Consider the following 17,007-nt stretch of genomic DNA (forward strand, 5'->3'; position numbering starts at 1 on the left):
CTTCCCCGATCAACGGTTTTTAAAAAGGACCACCATGTCCATTCTCGTCGACAAGAACACCAAGGTGCTGGTGCAGGGCCTGACCGGCAAGACCGGCACGTTCCACACTGAACAGGCGCTCGCCTATCACGGCACAAAGATGGTCGGCGGCATCCACCCCAAGAAGGGCGGCGAGACCTGGACCGGCGCCAAGGGCGAGACGCTGCCGATCTTCTCCACCGTTGCCGAAGGCAAGGCCAGGACCGGCGCCAACGCTTCGGTCGTCTACGTACCGCCGGCAGGAGCGGCCGAAGCGATCCTGGAAGCGATCGAGGCCGAGATACCGCTGATCGTCTGCATCACCGAGGGTATACCGGTGATGGACATGATCAAGGTCAAGGCAAGGCTCGACCGCTCGACATCGCGGCTGATCGGGCCGAACTGCCCCGGCGTGCTGACGCCCGACGAATGCAAGATCGGCATCATGCCCGGCAACATCTTCCGCAAGGGCTCGGTCGGCGTTGTTTCGCGCTCGGGAACGCTTACCTATGAGGCGGTGTTCCAGACCACCAATGTCGGCCTCGGCCAGACCACCGCCGTCGGCATCGGCGGCGATCCGGTCAAAGGCACGGAGTTCATCGACGTGCTGGAGATGTTCCTCGCCGACGACGAGACCAAGTCGATCATCATGATCGGTGAGATCGGCGGTTCGGCCGAGGAAGACGCCGCGCAGTTCCTCAAGGACGAGGCAAAGCGCGGCCGCAGCAAGCCGATGGCCGGCTTTATCGCCGGGCGCACCGCGCCGGCCGGCCGCACCATGGGTCATGCGGGCGCGGTCATCTCCGGTGGCAAGGGCGGTGCGGAAGACAAGATCGCGGCGATGGAATCGGCCGGCATCAAGGTTTCGCCATCGCCGGCCCGGCTCGGCACGACGCTGGTCGAGGCGATCAAAGGTTAGTGAGTAGCGAGTAGTGAATAGCGAATAGGTAAGAACAGAGTAACGGCGCGAACCAGGGAAAATCCCTACTCGCTATTCGCTACTCTCTATTCGCTCTGAAAAGGAGACGGAGCGCGGCTCCGCGGACAAAAATGGCAAGACAAGATCAGGCCAACGACCAGTTTTCGCTTACCTCTTTCCTCTATGGCGGCAATGCCGATTATATCGACGCGCTTTATGCCGCCTATGAGGACGATCCTGCTTCGGTCGATCCCGAATGGCAGGATTTCTTCGCGGCGCTGAAGGATGACGCCGGCGACGTGCGCAGGAACGCCAAGGGCGCGTCTTGGGCCAAGCCCTCCTGGCCGATGCAGGCCAATGGCGAGCTGGTCTCGGCGCTGGACGGCAATTGGGGCTTGGTCGAAAAGCACATCGAAAAGAAGGTCAAGGACAGGGCAGCCGGCAACGGCGCAGCGCTTTCCGACGCCGACGTGCATCAGGCGACGCGCGATTCCGTCCGCGCCATCATGATGATCCGCGCCTTCCGCATGCGCGGCCACCTGCACGCCAATCTCGATCCGCTTGGCATTGCCAAGCCGCTGGAGGATTATAACGAGCTGTCGCCGGAGAATTACGGCTTCACCGAAGCCGACTACGACCGGCCGATCTTCCTCGACAATGTGCTCGGGCTGGAATTCGGCACCATCCGGCAGATGCTCGATATCCTGACCCGGACCTATTGCTCGACGCTCGGCGTCGAATTCATGCATATTTCCGATCCCGAGGAGAAGGCCTGGATCCAGGCGCGCATCGAGGGTACCGACAAGGAGATCTCCTTCACCGCAGCTGGCAAGAAGGCGATCCTGCAGAAGCTGGTCGAGGCGGAAGGCTTCGAGCAATTCATCGACGTCAAGTACAAGGGCACCAAGCGCTTCGGCCTTGATGGCGGCGAGTCGCTGATCCCGGCGCTGGAGCAGATCATCAAGCGCGGCGGCCAGCTCGGCATGAAGGAGATCGTGCTCGGCATGGCGCATCGCGGCCGGCTGAACGTGCTGTCACAGGTGATGGCCAAGCCGCACCGCGCCATTTTCCACGAGTTCAAGGGCGGCTCGGCCGCGCCCGACGAGGTCGAAGGCTCGGGCGACGTGAAGTACCATCTCGGTGCCTCGTCGGATCGCGAGTTCGACGGCAACAAGGTGCATCTGTCGCTGACCGCCAATCCCTCGCATCTGGAAATCGTCGATCCGGTGGTGATGGGCAAGGCGCGCGCCAAGCAGGACTATCTGTTCGGCCGCAGCCGCGAGGAGATCGTGCCGCTGGAAGAGCGTGCCAAGGTGCTGCCCTTGCTGCTGCATGGCGACGCCGCCTTCGCCGGCCAGGGCGTGATTGCCGAAATCCTCGGCCTGTCCGGCCTGCGCGGCCACCGCGTCGCCGGCACGCTGCATTTCATCATCAACAACCAGATCGGCTTCACCACCAACCCGCGCTTTTCGCGTTCGTCGCCCTATCCGTCCGACGTGGCCAAGATGATCGAGGCGCCGATCTTCCACGTCAACGGCGACGATCCGGAAGCCGTGGTCCATGCCACCAAGGTGGCGATCGAATTCCGCATGAAGTTCCACAAGCCTGTCGTGGTGGACATGTTCTGCTACCGCCGCTTCGGCCACAATGAGGGCGACGAGCCCGCCTTCACCCAGCCGATCATGTATCGCAAGATCCGCAACCAGAAGACGACGGTGCAGATCTATGCCGACCGGCTGATTTCCGAAGGCCACATCACCCAGGCCGAGTTCGAAAAGATGAAGGCCGATTGGCGGGCGCATCTCGAGCAGGAATTCGAGGTCGGCCAGCATTACAAGCCGAACAAGGCCGACTGGCTGGACGGCGCCTGGTCCGGCTTGCGCTCGGCCGACAACCAGGACGAACAGCGGCGCGGCAAGACCGCCGTGCCGGTCAAGACGCTGAAGGAGATCGGCAAGAAACTGACCGAGGTGCCGAAGGATTTCGAGGCGCACAAGACGATCATCCGCTTCCTCGACAATCGCCGCCAGGCGATCGAGTCCGGCGAAGGCATCGACTGGTCGACGGCCGAGGCGCTGGCCTTCGGCGCCATCCTGCTCGACGGCAATCCGATCCGGCTGTCCGGACAGGATTCGGAGCGCGGCACCTTCTCGCAGCGGCATTCCGTGCTCTACGACCAGCGCGACGAGACACGCTATATACCGCTCAACAATCTGTCGGCGGCGCAGGCCGGCTTCGAGGTCATCAACTCGATGCTGTCGGAAGAGGCCGTGCTCGGCTTCGAATATGGCTACTCGCTGGCCGAGCCGAAGGCGCTGACGCTGTGGGAAGCGCAGTTCGGCGACTTCGCCAACGGCGCCCAGGTGGTGTTCGACCAGTTCATCTCGTCGGGCGAGCGCAAATGGCTCAGAATGTCGGGCCTCGTCTGCCTGCTGCCGCATGGCTATGAAGGCCAGGGGCCCGAGCATTCGTCGGCCCGGCTCGAGCGCTTCCTGCAGCTTTGCGCCGAAGACAACATGCAGGTCGCCAACGTCACGACGCCGGCCAATTACTTCCACATCTTGCGCCGGCAATTGAAGCGGGACTTCCGTAAGCCGCTGATCCTGATGACGCCGAAGTCGCTGCTGCGCCACAAGCGGGCGGTGTCGACGCTGCCGGAAATGTCGGGCGAAAGCGCCTTTCACCGGCTGTTGTGGGACGACGCGCAGCTGCTGTCAGGCCAGGCCATCAAGCTCACCAAGGATTCGAAAATCCGCCGTGTCGTGCTCTGTTCGGGCAAGGTCTATTACGACCTCTACGAAGAGCGCGAGAAGCGCGGCATCAACGACATCTATTTGTTGCGCGTCGAGCAGCTCTATCCGTTCCCGGCCAAGGCGCTGATCACCGAACTGTCGCGCTTCCGTAATGCCGAGATGGTGTGGTGCCAGGAGGAGCCCAAGAACATGGGCGCCTGGTCGTTCATCGACCCGTATCTCGAATGGGTGCTGGCGCATATCGACGCCAAGCATCAGCGGGTGCGCTATACCGGCCGGCCGGCCGCCGCCTCGCCGGCGACCGGATTGATGTCGAAGCATCTCGCCCAGCTTGCCGCCTTGCTCGACGACGCGCTTGGTGAATAGAACAGAACCGAAAGAAACGGACAGGCACAATGGCAACCGAAATCCGCGTCCCGACACTTGGTGAATCCGTCACCGAGGCGACCATCGGCAAGTGGTTCAAGAAGGTCGGCGACGCGATCGCCGCCGATGAGCCGCTCGTCGAGCTCGAAACCGACAAGGTGACGGTGGAAGTGCCGGCCGCCGCCGCGGGCACGCTCGCCGAGATCGCCGTCAAGGAAGGCGAGACGGTCGGCGTCGGCGCACTGCTCGGCACGATTTCGGCAGGCGCCGGCGCGGCAGCCAATGCCGCCGCCGCTCCGGCAACGAAGCAGGAGGCGGTGTCGCAGGCCTCGGCTCCGACTGCGGCCTCGAGCGTCAAGCAGGCTGCGGCCGAGACGGCCAAGATTGCCGGCGACGCCGGCGCGATCGAGACGCGCACCATGCCGCCGGCGCCGTCGGCGGCAAAGCTGCTGGCCGAGCACAATCTCGCGGTCGACCAGGTGTCGGGCTCGGGCAAGCGCGGCCAGGTGCTGAAAGGCGACGTGCTCGACCTTATCGCCAGGGGCGCGCCGTCGCAGCCGGCAGAAATGCCCAAGGCCGCGCCTGTACCGGCACCCGTAGCCGCGCGCGCGTCGTCCCCTGCCGACGATGCGTCGCGCGAGGAGCGCGTGCGCATGACCAAGCTGCGCCAGACCATCGCGCGGCGCCTTAAGGAAGCGCAATCGACCGCCGCCATGCTGACCACCTTCAACGAGGTCGACATGAGCGCGGTGATGGCGCTGAGGAGCAAATACAAGGACGTGTTCGAGAAGAAGCACGGCGTGAAGCTCGGCTTCATGGGCTTCTTCACCAAGGCCGTCACCCATGCGCTGAAGGAGATCCCGTCGGTCAATGCCGAGATCGACGGCACCGACATCATCTTCAAGAACTACGCTCATATCGGCGTTGCCGTCGGTACAGAGAAAGGCCTTGTCGTGCCGGTTGTGCGCAATGCCGACCAGATGTCCATCGCCGAAATCGAGAAGGACATCGGCAGGCTGGGGCTTGCGGCGCGCGACGGCAAGCTTTCCGTCGCCGATATGCAAGGCGGCACGTTCACGATTTCCAACGGTGGCGTTTACGGGTCGCTGATGTCGACGCCGATCCTCAATGCGCCGCAGTCCGGCATTCTGGGTATGCATAAGATCCAGGAGCGGCCGGTGGTGGTCGGCGGCCAGATCGTCATCCGGCCGATGATGTATCTGGCGCTGTCCTACGACCACCGCATTGTCGACGGCAAGGAAGCGGTGACCTTCCTGGTGCGGGTCAAGGAAAGCCTGGAGGATCCTGAGCGGCTGGTGCTCGACCTCTAGGGGCGGCCGACGTGGGCCGGAGCATGGATCTGCGCCGCCGGATGAGTTCGTGCCGTTTCCGGTCCGGTTTGTTTGTCACAATCTGCGCACTCGGCGTGCAGACGGTCTCCGCGGCCCTCGCCGCCTGCCCGCTCGAACTGGCCGTCTATGGCGATCCTGAGAACGCCGCCGAGATCGATTTCAGGCCGACCATGGAGTCGGCTACCGTCACCAATACCTTCAAGATGGTGCTCGACAACGGCGTCGTGCTCGACGGCATCGTCATGTGGACGGAGGGCGTGGCGCGGCCGCACGGCTCGCTGATGTACAAATGCCCGGCCGGCGACGTCACCGGCGACGAGCTCGCCGCCTGCACCGTGTGGGAGGGCGTCATCTACACTGCCGACGACCAGGGCAATATCGCCTTGCTGCCGGGCGAAGGAAAGGATGCGCCGAAGAAGCTGATCTTGCCTGACTTGGGAGCGTCGTTGCAGATGTCGGCGGCCTATGGCGCCAACGGCTTTTCCAGGGTGCCCTGGGACGTCTTTGCCCTGAAGGGATGTCAGGAATGAGCGCGAGCGGAAAGATCCTGCTGGTGACCGGCGGCAGCCGCGGCATTGGGGCCGCCACATGCAGGCTTGCCGCCAAGGCCGGCTATCGCATTGCGGTCAATTACGCGTCGAATGCAAAAGCCGCCGAAACGGTGGTCGCCGACATCGAGGCTGCTGGCGGAGAAGCCTTCACAATCAAGGCCGATGTCGGCAGCGAGACGGACGTATTGGCCATGTTCGAGGCTCTCGATGCCCGTTTCGGTCGGCTCGACGCGCTCGTCAACAATGCCGGCGTGGTCGACCAGAGCGCGCGCGTCGACGAGTTTAGCGCTGCAAGGCTGGAGCGCATGATGCGCATCAATGTGATCGCGCCGATGCTTTGCGCCCGCGAGGCGGTGAAGCGGATGTCGACCAGGCATGGCGGCAAGGGTGGCGCCATCGCCAATGTTTCTTCGATCGCGGCAAGGCTTGGCGGGCCGGGTCAATATGTCGACTACGCCGCCTCGAAGGGCGCGCTCGATTCCTTCACCATCGGGCTTGCCCGCGAAGTGGCCGGCGAAGGCATTCGTGTCAACGCGGTCAGCCCGGGCATCATCGACACCGAAATTCATGCCTCCGGCGGTCAGCCGGATCGCGCCGAGAGAATGCGCAAGGTGGTGCCCATGCAGCGCGTCGGCACCGCCGAGGAAGTCGCAGCCGCAATTCTGTGGCTGCTGTCGGACGAGGCGTCCTACACAACAGGCGCCAATCTGGAAATCGGCGGCGGCCGCTAAAGCAAAAGGGACAGTATCATGGCCTATGATGTCGTTATCATCGGATCGGGACCAGGCGGCTATGTCTGCGCCATCAAGGCGGCGCAGCTCGGTCTGAAGACGGCGGTGGTCGAAAAGGACCCGACCTTCGGCGGTACCTGCCTCAACATCGGCTGCATCCCGTCGAAGGCGCTGCTGCATGCGTCCGAGATGTTTGCCGAGGCCGGCCATTCCTTCGAGGCGCTCGGCGTCGAGATCGGCGCGCCCAAGCTCAACCTTGGGAAGATGATGGCACACAAGGATGCGACGGTAACGGCCAACGTCAATGGCGTCGCCTTCCTGTTCAAGAAGAATAAGATCGACAGTTTTCGTGGCACCGGCAAGGTAGTTGCGGCCGGCAAGGTGTCGGTGACCTCCGATGACGGCAAGGTCGAGGAGATCGAGACCAAGAACATCGTCATCGCCACCGGCTCCGACGTCGCCGGCATTCCCGGCGTCAAGGTCGATTTCGATGAGAAGGTGATCATCTCGTCGACCGGCGCGCTGTCGCTGGACAAGGTGCCGGGCCATCTGGCGGTGGTCGGCGGTGGTGTCATCGGTCTGGAGCTCGGCTCGGTCTGGGCGCGGCTCGGCGCCAAGGTCACCGTGGTCGAGTTCCTCGACACCATCCTGGGCGGCATGGATGGCGAGGTCTCCAAGCAGTTCCAGCGCCTGCTGTCGAAGCAGGGATTTGAGTTCAGGCTGGGCGCCAAGGTGACCGGCGTCGCCAAGGCCAGGAAGGGAGCGATTGTCACCTTCGAGCCGGTCAAGGGCGGAGCAGCCGAGACGATCGAGGCGGACGCGGTGCTGATTGCGACGGGCCGACGGGCCTATTCGGACGCTCTCGGGCTGAAGGAGACCGGCGTCGACGTCGATGAGCGCGGCCGGGTCAAGACCGACGACCACCTCAGGACCAACGTGCCAGGCATCTATGCCATCGGCGATGTCATCGCCGGGCCGATGCTTGCACACAAGGCCGAGGACGAGGGCGTGGCGGTGGCCGAAACCATCGCCGGCCAGGCCGGACATGTGAACTACGACGTGATTCCGAGCGTCGTCTACACCACGCCGGAAATCGCCTCGGTCGGCAAGACCGAAGAAGAATTGAAGAAGGCCGGCATCGACTACAAGGCCGGAAAATTCCCCTTCAGCGCCAATGGACGGGCGCGCGCCATGCTGCACACCGACGGCTTTGTGAAAATCCTGGCCGACAAGGCCAGCGACCGTGTGCTCGGCGTCCACATCGTCGGCTTCGGCGCCGGCGAGATGATCCACGAGGCGGCCGTGCTGATGGAATTTGGCGGCTCGTCGGAAGACCTGGCCCGCGCCTGTCACGCCCATCCGACAATGTCGGAAGCGGTAAAGGAGGCGGCATTGGCGACGTTCTTCAAGCCGATCCATATCTGAGCAAACGCGGTGAATCGCAAACCTTAGAGATTGGCTGAAACGTCCAAAGCCCTCGACGGCTGCTCCCAAAAACAAAACGGCCCGCTTTTCAGCGGGCCGTTCTTATATCAAATCAGCAGTTTGATCACTGAGCCGGGGCAGGTGCTGGTGCTGGTGCCGGGGCCGGGGCCGGGGCCGGGGCTGGCGCAGGGGCCGGAGCGGGTGCAGGCTCTGCCGGAGCGGGAGCCGGAGCGGGTGTTGCCGGAGCTGGCGCAGGAGCCGGTTCGGCTGGTTTCATCGGCTCGGCGGGCGCTGGGGCCGGAGCTGGTGTGCTGGCTGCGGGCGGTTCGGCAGGCGCAGGTGCCTCGCTACGTCTTCCAAAAACATAATAGGCGACAATTGCCAGGATAACGACGACCAGGGCAATCAGCCAGCCGCTGCCGCCGCCGCTTGGCCGCGCGGAGCCCGGCGAGGTGAATGGGTCGTTCGGATTGGGTGTGTTCGCCATAAAAGTGTCCTCCGTGGATGAAAAACATCAAGTAATAGCCATCAACGTACAATCGTTGAATCGGTTTCACATTAGGCGTTGAAAACGCCGAAAACAGGGCAATTCTGATCCGGAATCGCTTGCAGGCATGCATTTCCACCGCAAAATGGGTTCGGTCGAGCCAAAGCGAACCTTTTTCAGTTTCTTGACACGAAGCGCGGCTGGTCCGCCGTCGCGCCGCGAGTAGGGGTTGACCCAGGCGTGGCGATGATTCGGTGTGCAACTCCGGCGTGTTGTTCAGTTGACGGCAGTCACCGTATAGCCGGTCTTGCGGAAACCCTCGACCAAGCCTTGCGCTCCGGGAAGGTGCATGGCGCCGACCGCCATGAAGACATTGCCGTGGGCGAGGATCGGCGCTGCACGATCAACCATCACCCTGTTGCGGCTGGTGATCATGGTCTGCTCGAATTCGGCGTAACCCGATTGGTCGTCGACCTGTTCGGGGACGACAGCCCGAAACAGCGGTACGTACATGCCAGTGTCGCCACGGCGGTAAAGCACGATCATGGTTTCGTTGACGTCGTTCACCTTGTCGCCAAGCTTCAGCGTATCGACCAGCCCCTTCAGGTGAAAGGCGATCGGCAGCGAAGCCATGGCGCGCAGCTGGTCGGCGATTGTCTCCAGTCCCTCGACTGATTTGCCCGCAGCCTCGGCGTCCTTGGCAAGCTTGACGTCGAGCACCGGCGCGCCGCCAGCCTGGCGGGCGACTTCGCATGCTGGTAGCGCCACCATCGCCGACAGCAACCAAGGTTTCATCTTGGCGACGGTCGCTGGCGGGATGCCACGCGCGTCGAGCGCCTTGTCGACCACCGCCGCGTCCTCCGGCGACAGCAGCGACGAAAGCGTCGTCTCGTCGGTGAACATCATCAGATCCGGCTCTTTCAGCAATGCTGCCATCATCTTCTGCTTATCGAGCACTTCGGTGGTTTCGATGATGACGGTGCCAGCCGCATCAAATGCCTTCTGCGCGGCGGGCGGCAGCGTGGTGACGCGCGGGTCGGTAAGGTGCATGGTGCCGAACAGGAAGGACGGTTTCTCGCCCGATTTTTCGAGCTTCCACAGCAAGCCTTTGCCGTTCGGTGTTGCTGCCGCGTCCGCCTCGATCTTGCGGTAGCTAGCCGGGTCGTTCTTTTGCAGCGCGCTCAGCATATCGGTACCGGTGCAGGCCGGGGCCTCGGCGCGTGCCTTGCCCGCGGCGAGCAGCGCGATGATGAGGAAGGAGAGGAAAAACAGGGCGTTGAGCGCGACGAGCAGCTTCAGCGACACTTGGGTCGCGCGGTCGGCGATGGCGATGAGGCGTTTCATGCTGCGCTTCTAGGCGCAAAAAGCGGCAAAACGGTTAATCAACGCATCAAAATTGTTGCGAGACCGTCACCGATTCAAGCATCCATCACGCACGAGGATGAGCTGCTTCGTAAATCTCGAGCAGCCTCGCGGTGTCGACGCCGGTGTATATCTGGGTTGTCGACAGGCTGGCGTGGCCGAGCAACTCCTGGATGGTGCGCAGGTCGCCGCCGCGCCCAAGCAGATGCGTGGCGAAGGAATGGCGCAGCGCATGCGGCGTCGCCGTGTCGGGCAGGTTGAGCGCCGAGCGCAGCTTGGCCATGTCGCGCTGGACGATCGCCGGGTTGAGCGGGCCGCCGCGGGCACCGCGAAACAGCAGGCCCTTGGGATCGAGATGCCAGGGGCAGAGGCGGCGGTATTCGGCAATCGCCCGCAGCGCCACCGGCAGCACCGGCACCAGCCGCGTCTTGCCGCCCTTGCCGGTGACGCGCAGCACAGTATCACCAGGTGAGGACAGATCGGCGCCCGACAGGCCGAGCGCCTCGGAGATCCGCAAGCCGGACCCATAGAGCAGAGTCAGCACGGCGGCATTGCGGGCGGCAATCCACGGCTCCTCCGCCAGCTGGCCTTCCACCGAGACGACGTGCTTTGCATCGCTTGCGGTCAGCGGCTTGGGCAGCGATTTCGGCTGCCGCGGCGCGCGCAAGGCTGCCGCACCTGCCGCATTGGCGAGGCCGCGCCGTTCCAGGAAACGCAGCAGCGAGCGGATGCCGGCCAGCCCGCGCCCGAGCGTGCGGGCGCCGGCGCCCTCGGCACGGCGGGCAGCGAGAAAGCCGCGCAGATCGGCCGGGCGCAGGTCGGCGATGTCTGAAATACCAGGCGAGCCGCCGCAATGGCCGGTCAGGAAATGCAGGAACTGGCGCGTGTCGCGCTCATAGGCCTCGACGGTTTCGGGCGACAGCCGGCGTTCGCGCGCCAGCATCTTCAGCCAGGCCTCGCGCGCCGCCTGAAGATCGGGTTTTGCCGGTATGAGGAATTCCTGCATTGCGCTCTTCCAGTTCCCCGCCATCTTCCGGCATGCGGGTTAGTAAGCGGTGAAGAGCGGCATCATTGAAATGACGATGGGCTGGGGCTAGAGCAAGGCAAAGGATTTTCCGCAGATGAGCAAACCGCAAAACCCCGTCCAGATGGCCGTAATCGGTGCCGCGCACGGCATCAAGGGCGAATTGCGCGTCAAGAGCTTTACCGGCGACCCGCTGGCGCTGGCCGATTACGGGCCGCTCTACGCCAGGGATGGCCGCGCCTTCCAGATCGTCGACATCAGGCCTGCGAACACCGTCGTGGTGGTGCGCTTCAAAGGCGTCAACGATCGCAATGCCGCCGAGGCGCTTGCCGGCACCGAATTGTTCGTCGACCGTTCGGTGTTGCCTGATGAGGGCGAAGAGGACGAATTCTACCACGCCGATCTCGTCGGGCTGGAGGTCAAGGACGACACCGGTGCCATTATCGGCAAGGTCGTCGCCGTGCATAATTTTGGCGGCGGCGACATTCTCGACGTGACGCTGGCGGGGCGCAAAGGCGTGCTTATCCCGTTCACGCAGGCCGCTGTTCCGGAAGTGTCGATCGCCGGCGGCTTTGTCCGCATCGATCCGGCTGCGGCAGGGTTGGTCGAGGACGAGGACGGAGAGTCTGCCGAGCGCGACAGCTTCGACCCCAAGGGGAGGCCGCGCGGGCCGAGGGACGCCGGAGGCAACCGGTGAGTTTTTCGGCTTCGGTGCTGACGCTCTATCCCGAGATGTTTCCCGGCGCGCTTGGCCTGTCGCTGGCCGGCCGCGCGCTCGAGACCGGCATTTGGTCGCTCCAAACGATCCAGATCCGCGACTTTGCCCGCGATCGTCACCGGACCGTGGACGACACGCCGGCCGGCGGCGGCGCCGGCATGGTGATGCGGGCAGACGTGCTGGCCAGCGCCATCGACCATGCCTCGCCGGCAGGCGATCCACGTCCGCGCCTGCTGATGAGCCCTCGCGGCAAGCCGCTGACACAGCGCCGTGTGCGTGAGCTCGCCGCCGGGCCGGGTGCCGTGATCGTCTGCGGCCGCTTCGAAGGCGTCGACCAGCGGGTCATCGAATCGCGAGGCCTCGAGGAAGTCTCGATCGGCGATTTCATCCTGTCCGGCGGCGAGCCGGCGGCACTCGTGCTGCTCGACGCCGTGGTGCGCCTGCTGCCCGGCGTGATGGGCAATGCGGTATCAGGCGAGGAAGAGAGCTTTGAAAACGGCCTGCTCGAACATCCGCATTATACACGGCCGCAGGAATTCGAGGGCCGGCCGATTCCCGAAGTGTTGATTTCGGGCAATCACAGCAAGATCGCGGCGTGGCGGCGGGCCGAAGCGGAGAGGCTGACGAAGGAGCGACGGCCGGATCTTTTAGCCGCTCAGCCCTTATCGAAATAGTAGAAGGCCAGGAACAGGCCGACGGCAATGACGAAGCCGCGTACCGCGTTCTGCGGCACGCGCCTGGCGATCCAGACGCCGGCGTAGCCGCCGAGCGCGCCACCCGGGATCATGATGATCGCCTGCAGCCAGGCGATGACGCCGCCAGAGACGAAGACCAGGATGGCAACCGCAGCGATGACCACGGCCAGCATGTTCTTCAATGCGTTCAGCCGATGATAATCGCCGGACTGGGTGAGACCGAGCGTCGCCAGCATCATGACGCCCATGCCGGCGCCGAAGAAGCCGCCATAGACGGCGGTGGCGAACTGCGCCAGCGACCCGACCAGCGAACCCACGGCGGCTTCATGCTCCGGCTTGGGCGCCGGCTTCAGCCATGGCCCGGCAGCGAACAACGCTGTTGCCGCCACCAGCAGCCACGGCACCAAGGCGCGGAACGACGGGTTGTCGAGGCCTAGAAGGATGAGCGCGCCAGACAGCGCACCGAGAGCCGAAATGAGGCTGAGCAGCAGTGCGCCGCGCCAGAAATGCTTGATGTCGTGCCAATAGGCCAGCGTCGAGGTGATATAGCCAGGAAATTGCGTCACCGACGATGTCGCGTTGGCGACGATCGGCGGCAGGCCGGCCAGGGTCATGGCGCCAAAGGTTAGGAACGTGCCGCCGCCGGCAACGGCGTTGACCGCGCCTGATAGAAAGCCGGCGAGAAAGAGCAGGACCGCGTCCAAGATTGGCATGAGGGGTGTCGTCGCTGGAGGAAAAATGCTTATCTTCCGGCTTAGAAAGCTTGACGCGCGGGCGCAACCCCCTGGACCACAAGCGATCACGGGATTGCCACAGGGGCGCCAGCCAAAAAGAAGCAGCGCCAAAAAAAGCCAGCGAAGGCGTGACAAAGCGCCGAAATAGCTGTATGTGCGCGCCGAACCGGAAGAAAATTCTCCCGGACCCGTCAACAGTGACGGTGTAGTCGCCCCTGCCCGACGTTCTCGAACAGAAGTTCTCGAACGAAGGGCATAGCCGAGCGGTCGATGCGACTGCAAGGCGAGTGTCGGACGCTCTGACTGTCGGAAGAACAAGAAGTGGATTATTGAGATGGACATCCTCCGTCAGCTCGAGGCCGAGCAGGCCGCCAAGATCGAAGCCAAGCGCAAGCTTCCCGAATTCCAGCCCGGCGACACCGTGCGCGTCCAGGTCCGTGTGACCGAAGGCACTCGCACCCGCGTCCAGGCCTATGAGGGCGTCGTCATCGCCCGCGCCGGCGCCGGCTTCCAGGAAAATTTCACCGTCCGCAAGATCTCCTACGGCGAAGGCGTGGAGCGTGTGTTCCCGGTCTATTCGCCGATGGTCGAGGGCGTCGAGATCGTGCGTCGTGGCAAGGTGCGTCGCGCCAAGCTGTACTATCTGCGTGACCGTCGCGGCAAGTCGGCCCGTATTTCGGAAAACACCGGCGTGCGCGCCCGCAAGCTCAACGATGAAGAGCGCGATGCGCTGAACGCCGAGAAGGCGCGTATCGAGGCCGAGAAGGTGGCCGCCGCCCAGGCGCTGGCCGCCGAGAAGGCCGCGCAGGACGCCGCCGAGAAGAAGGCCGCCGACGAGGCCGCCAAGGCCGCGGAAGCAGCTGCCGCCGAATAAGGCGTCGTTAAAACCCATGGTTTCGGAAAGGCGGCTTCGGCCGCCTTTTTGTTTCGGGAGGTGGATTAGATTTTGCCGGTCCGCAATCGATACGGATCGTTCCGTAATGCCGCCGGTGAAAGCATTGGAAACTCATTTTCGTGCCGAGCGGCGCATCGGAGCGGCTTGCAAGGCGCCTGCGGAAAGCTAAAGTCGGCGCCGGATTTCCTGCATGCCTCGGTCGATCGAGGCGGTTCAGTTCTTGGGGAGCGTGTCATGACCAAATCGAAACTGCTGCTGGCCGGCCTGCTGGCTTGCCTTCTCGTGCCCATCGCGGCCCTGGCGCAGGCGCTGCCCGATCTTGGCGGCAGGAAAGTGGTGGTGGTGACCGAAAACGCCTATCCGCCGCTGCAGTTTATCGATGCCAAGACCGGTAAGCAGATCGGTTGGGAATATGACGCGATGAACGAGATCGCCAAACGGCTGAACTTCAAGGTCGAGTACCAGAACACCTCGTGGGACGCGATGATCCAGGCGGTTTCCGACAACCAATACAACATCGGCATGACCGGCATCACCATCAAGGACGACCGCAAGCAGAAGGTCGATTTCTCCGATCCCTATATGCGCTCGGAACAGTTCATGCTGGTGCGCGGCGACGAGAAACGCTTCACCGATGCCGAGACGTTCGCTGCCTTCAAGGACGGGCTGATCGGTGCGCAGGCCGGCACCACGCCGTTCTACACCGCCGTCTACAGCGTGCTCGACGGCAATGAGCAGAACCCGCGCATAAAGCTGTTCGAGACATTCGGCGCGACGGTGCAGGCGCTGAAGGCCGGCGACGTCGATGTCGTGCTCACCGACGGCACTGCCGGCAAGGGCTATGTCGATGCGTCCAATGGCGGGCTGAAGCTGATCGGCGGGCCGCTCGGCACCGAGGATTTCGGCTTCATCTTCCCTAAGGGCTCCGACCTGGTGAAGCCGGTCAACGCGGCGATCGCCGCGCTCAAGGCCGACGGCACGCTCGACGCGCTCAACAAGAAGTGGTTCCTCGACTACAAGATGGGGCAGTAGGCCCGCTTGTTGCGCGCATTTCATGACGATTGTGCGCGGGAACTCGCGCTGACTCTGCGCTCGTACACCCCCCTCTGGCCTACCGGCCATCTCCCCCGCAAGGGGGGAGATCGGATTTCGCATCGGTTTTCGCTAATTTTCAGTGTTGCAGAACGGGCGGCGAGGTCAAAGCTGCCGATCTCCCCCCTTGAGGGGGAGATGGCCGGCAGGCCAGAGGGGGGTGTGACAGAACGCTGCCTTCGTGACTCTGTCACCGGTACCGCTTGATGCCGTCGCCGCCTCTCGCCACCGCCAAATCCGACTTCCCGTGGTGGCTTGCCGTGGCTGTGGCGATCGCCTTGGCCGCCGCCGTCTTCATCGTTGCCAGCGACCTCTATGCCCAGGTCTTCGTAACCGTCGCCAAGGGCATCGGCGTCACCGTCTTCGTCACCGTGGTCGCTTTTGCGCTGGCTTGCGCGATCGGGCTCGGCGTCGCGCTGATGGGCCTGTCGGGCTCACGCTGGCTCAGCCAGATCGCCCGCTTCTACGTCGAGATCATCCGCGGCGTACCGATGCTAGTGCTGTTGTTCTGGATCGCCTTTGCCGGCGCGCCGGCCTTCGTCGCGGCGTGGAACGCGCTGACGGCGCCGCTGCAAAGCGCCGGCCTCTTCGGTGAACTGCTGGTACGCGACGTCTCGCTTTTATGGCGCGCCGTCATGGCGCTGACCATCGGCTATTCCGCCTTCATCTCGGAGGTGTTCCGCGCCGGCATCCAGGCGGTCGAGAAAGGCCAGATCGAGGCGGCGAAGGCGCTCGGGCTGACGCGCACGCAGCGCTTCCGGCTGGTCGTCTTTCCGCAGGCGATCCGCACCATCCTGCCGCCGCTCGGCAATGATTTCGTCGCCATGGTCAAGGATTCCTCGCTGGTCTCGGTGCTCGGTGTCGCCGACATCACCCAGATGGGCAAGATCTACGCCGCCGGCTCGTTCCGCTTCTTCGAAACCTATTCGATCGTCGCCTATATCTATCTCATCCTGACCGTTGGCCTGTCGCTGGCCATGCGGGCGCTGGAGAAGCGGCTGCGCCACCAGCATGGGGAATAGAAGGCAGGCGAAAACGGCGCTACCATCGAGCGGACGCGACCGGGGAGGACCCATGATCATCGACAAGGCCAATGCGGCGCTTGAAGCGGTCTACACGGCCGACACGCCTGAGGCGCTCGCCAAGGCCTATGCGCAATGGGCCGCGACCTATGACGGCGAAACCGCGGCGCTCGGCTATCTCCTGCCGTTCCTGATCACCGCCTGGGTGGCGCGCTACGTGCCGCCGGGCGAAGGACCGCTGCTCGACGCTGGCTGCGGCACCGGCCTGTCGGGGCCGTCGCTCAAGGCGCTCGGCTACCACGACATTGCCGGGCTCGACCTGTCGCAGGACATGCTGAAAATCGCCGGCGGCCGGCAGGCCTACAGCGAGCTGAAACAGGCGATGCTCGGCGGGCCATTGCCCTGGCCGGACGGCTATTTCCGCGCCTTTTTCTCGACCGGCGTGTTCACCATCAGCCACGCGCCAGCGTCGGGCCTGCATGAGCTGGCGCGCATCACCCGGAAGGGCGGCCACGCCATCTTCACGGTCCGTGACCAGGTGTTTGAAAGCAGCGGGTTCAAGGCCGTGTTTGGCGAACTGGAGCAGGCGAAAAAATGGCGGCCGGTCGAGGAGAGCCCGTGGTTCCGCTGCTACGCGATCGCCGAGCCCGACGCGCTGGTGAAGACCTTCGTGTTCGAGGTGCTGTGAAGCGCCTGCGAAGGCAGACGCGATTGCTGAAAAGCCAAAACATTGATATGAGCAGCGCCATGGAAGAGCTTTTTGGCGATCCGGCCTATAAAGGTTTCGTGCTGCAGGACAGGAAACGCCTGCCGTCGCGATTTTCCGCACGCGTCTGCGGGGCGCTGACCAGCCGACTTCGCTA

General features: G+C 63.8%; 16 protein-coding genes. 13 read left to right on the plus strand and 3 right to left on the minus strand.

Annotated features, from left to right (window positions below):
• The first annotated feature begins 34 nt into the window (after positions 1–34).
• From sucD to NKJ35_RS20600, 7 genes are all read left to right on the plus strand, one after another.
• Complete coding sequence (sucD, locus tag NKJ35_RS20570) at positions 35–937, plus strand: succinate--CoA ligase subunit alpha (RefSeq protein ID WP_352479658.1); 903 nt, start codon at positions 35–37, stop codon at positions 935–937.
• Between the two features lie 131 nt (positions 938–1,068).
• On the plus strand, positions 1,069–4,056 hold the full coding sequence (locus tag NKJ35_RS20575) for a 2-oxoglutarate dehydrogenase E1 component (protein WP_254817845.1): 2,988 nt from the start codon (positions 1,069–1,071) through the stop codon (positions 4,054–4,056).
• 29 nt (positions 4,057–4,085) lie between these two features.
• Entirely contained in the window at positions 4,086–5,387 is a 1,302-nt protein-coding gene (gene odhB / locus NKJ35_RS20580) for a 2-oxoglutarate dehydrogenase complex dihydrolipoyllysine-residue succinyltransferase (RefSeq protein WP_352649368.1), read from the plus strand.
• A 95-nt stretch (positions 5,388–5,482) separates the two neighbouring features.
• Entirely contained in the window at positions 5,483–5,938 is a 456-nt protein-coding gene (locus NKJ35_RS20585) for a hypothetical protein (protein ID WP_502894229.1), read from the plus strand.
• Positions 5,935–6,690 (plus strand): SDR family oxidoreductase, encoded by a 756-nt coding sequence (locus tag NKJ35_RS20590; protein ID WP_352649369.1) that lies wholly within the window; start codon positions 5,935–5,937, stop codon positions 6,688–6,690. The genes NKJ35_RS20585 and NKJ35_RS20590 overlap by 4 nt, the downstream gene beginning before the upstream one ends.
• Positions 6,691–6,708: 18 nt before the next feature.
• A complete protein-coding gene (lpdA, locus tag NKJ35_RS20595; RefSeq protein WP_352649370.1) occupies positions 6,709–8,115 on the plus strand; it encodes a dihydrolipoyl dehydrogenase in 1,407 nt (468 codons plus the stop codon).
• A 30-nt stretch (positions 8,116–8,145) separates the two neighbouring features.
• Positions 8,146–8,505, plus strand: a complete 360-nt coding sequence (locus NKJ35_RS20600; RefSeq protein ID WP_352649371.1) for a hypothetical protein — start codon at positions 8,146–8,148, stop codon at positions 8,503–8,505.
• A 373-nt stretch (positions 8,506–8,878) separates the two neighbouring features.
• Here NKJ35_RS20600 and NKJ35_RS20605 read toward each other — a convergent pair whose 3' ends face one another.
• The gene (locus tag NKJ35_RS20605; RefSeq protein WP_352649372.1) at positions 8,879–9,946 is read right to left on the minus strand and encodes a TraB/GumN family protein; all 1,068 of its coding nucleotides are present in this window, start codon (positions 9,944–9,946) and stop codon (positions 8,879–8,881) included.
• Between the two features lie 85 nt (positions 9,947–10,031).
• On the minus strand, positions 10,032–10,970 hold the full coding sequence (locus NKJ35_RS20610) for a tyrosine recombinase XerC (protein WP_254817838.1): 939 nt from the start codon (positions 10,968–10,970) through the stop codon (positions 10,032–10,034).
• Positions 10,971–11,085: 115 nt separating this feature from the next.
• On the opposite strand from NKJ35_RS20610, the gene rimM reads away from it, so the two are divergent.
• Positions 11,086–11,685 carry a ribosome maturation factor RimM gene (gene rimM, locus NKJ35_RS20615; RefSeq protein WP_254817837.1) on the plus strand — a complete coding sequence of 200 codons (600 nt, stop codon included), beginning with the start codon at positions 11,086–11,088 and terminating at the stop codon, positions 11,683–11,685.
• Entirely contained in the window at positions 11,682–12,380 is a 699-nt protein-coding gene (gene trmD / locus NKJ35_RS20620) for a tRNA (guanosine(37)-N1)-methyltransferase TrmD (protein WP_254817836.1), read from the plus strand. The genes rimM and trmD overlap by 4 nt, the downstream gene beginning before the upstream one ends.
• Here the strand turns inward: trmD and NKJ35_RS20625 are convergent.
• Complete coding sequence (locus NKJ35_RS20625; RefSeq protein WP_352649373.1) at positions 12,362–13,114, minus strand: sulfite exporter TauE/SafE family protein; 753 nt, start codon at positions 13,112–13,114, stop codon at positions 12,362–12,364. The genes trmD and NKJ35_RS20625 overlap by 19 nt on opposite strands.
• Positions 13,115–13,469: 355 nt before the next feature.
• On the opposite strand from NKJ35_RS20625, the gene rplS reads away from it, so the two are divergent.
• The 4 genes from rplS (at position 13,470) to NKJ35_RS20645 (ending at position 16,832) form a co-directional block, all read left to right on the plus strand.
• On the plus strand, positions 13,470–14,009 hold the full coding sequence (gene rplS, locus NKJ35_RS20630; protein ID WP_254817835.1) for a 50S ribosomal protein L19: 540 nt from the start codon (positions 13,470–13,472) through the stop codon (positions 14,007–14,009).
• Between the two features lie 255 nt (positions 14,010–14,264).
• Positions 14,265–15,062 (plus strand): transporter substrate-binding domain-containing protein, encoded by a 798-nt coding sequence (locus tag NKJ35_RS20635; RefSeq protein ID WP_352649374.1) that lies wholly within the window; start codon positions 14,265–14,267, stop codon positions 15,060–15,062.
• A 266-nt stretch (positions 15,063–15,328) separates the two neighbouring features.
• Positions 15,329–16,144, plus strand: coding sequence for an amino acid ABC transporter permease (locus NKJ35_RS20640; protein WP_352649375.1), 816 nt, complete (start codon positions 15,329–15,331; stop codon positions 16,142–16,144).
• Between the two features lie 52 nt (positions 16,145–16,196).
• Positions 16,197–16,832, plus strand: a complete 636-nt coding sequence (locus tag NKJ35_RS20645; protein WP_352649376.1) for a class I SAM-dependent DNA methyltransferase — start codon at positions 16,197–16,199, stop codon at positions 16,830–16,832.
• Positions 16,833–17,007 lie beyond the last annotated feature (175 nt).

Origin of the sequence: Mesorhizobium sp. M0136, from assembly GCF_040322515.1 — a bacterium.
Lineage (GTDB): Bacteria > Pseudomonadota > Alphaproteobacteria > Rhizobiales > Rhizobiaceae > Mesorhizobium.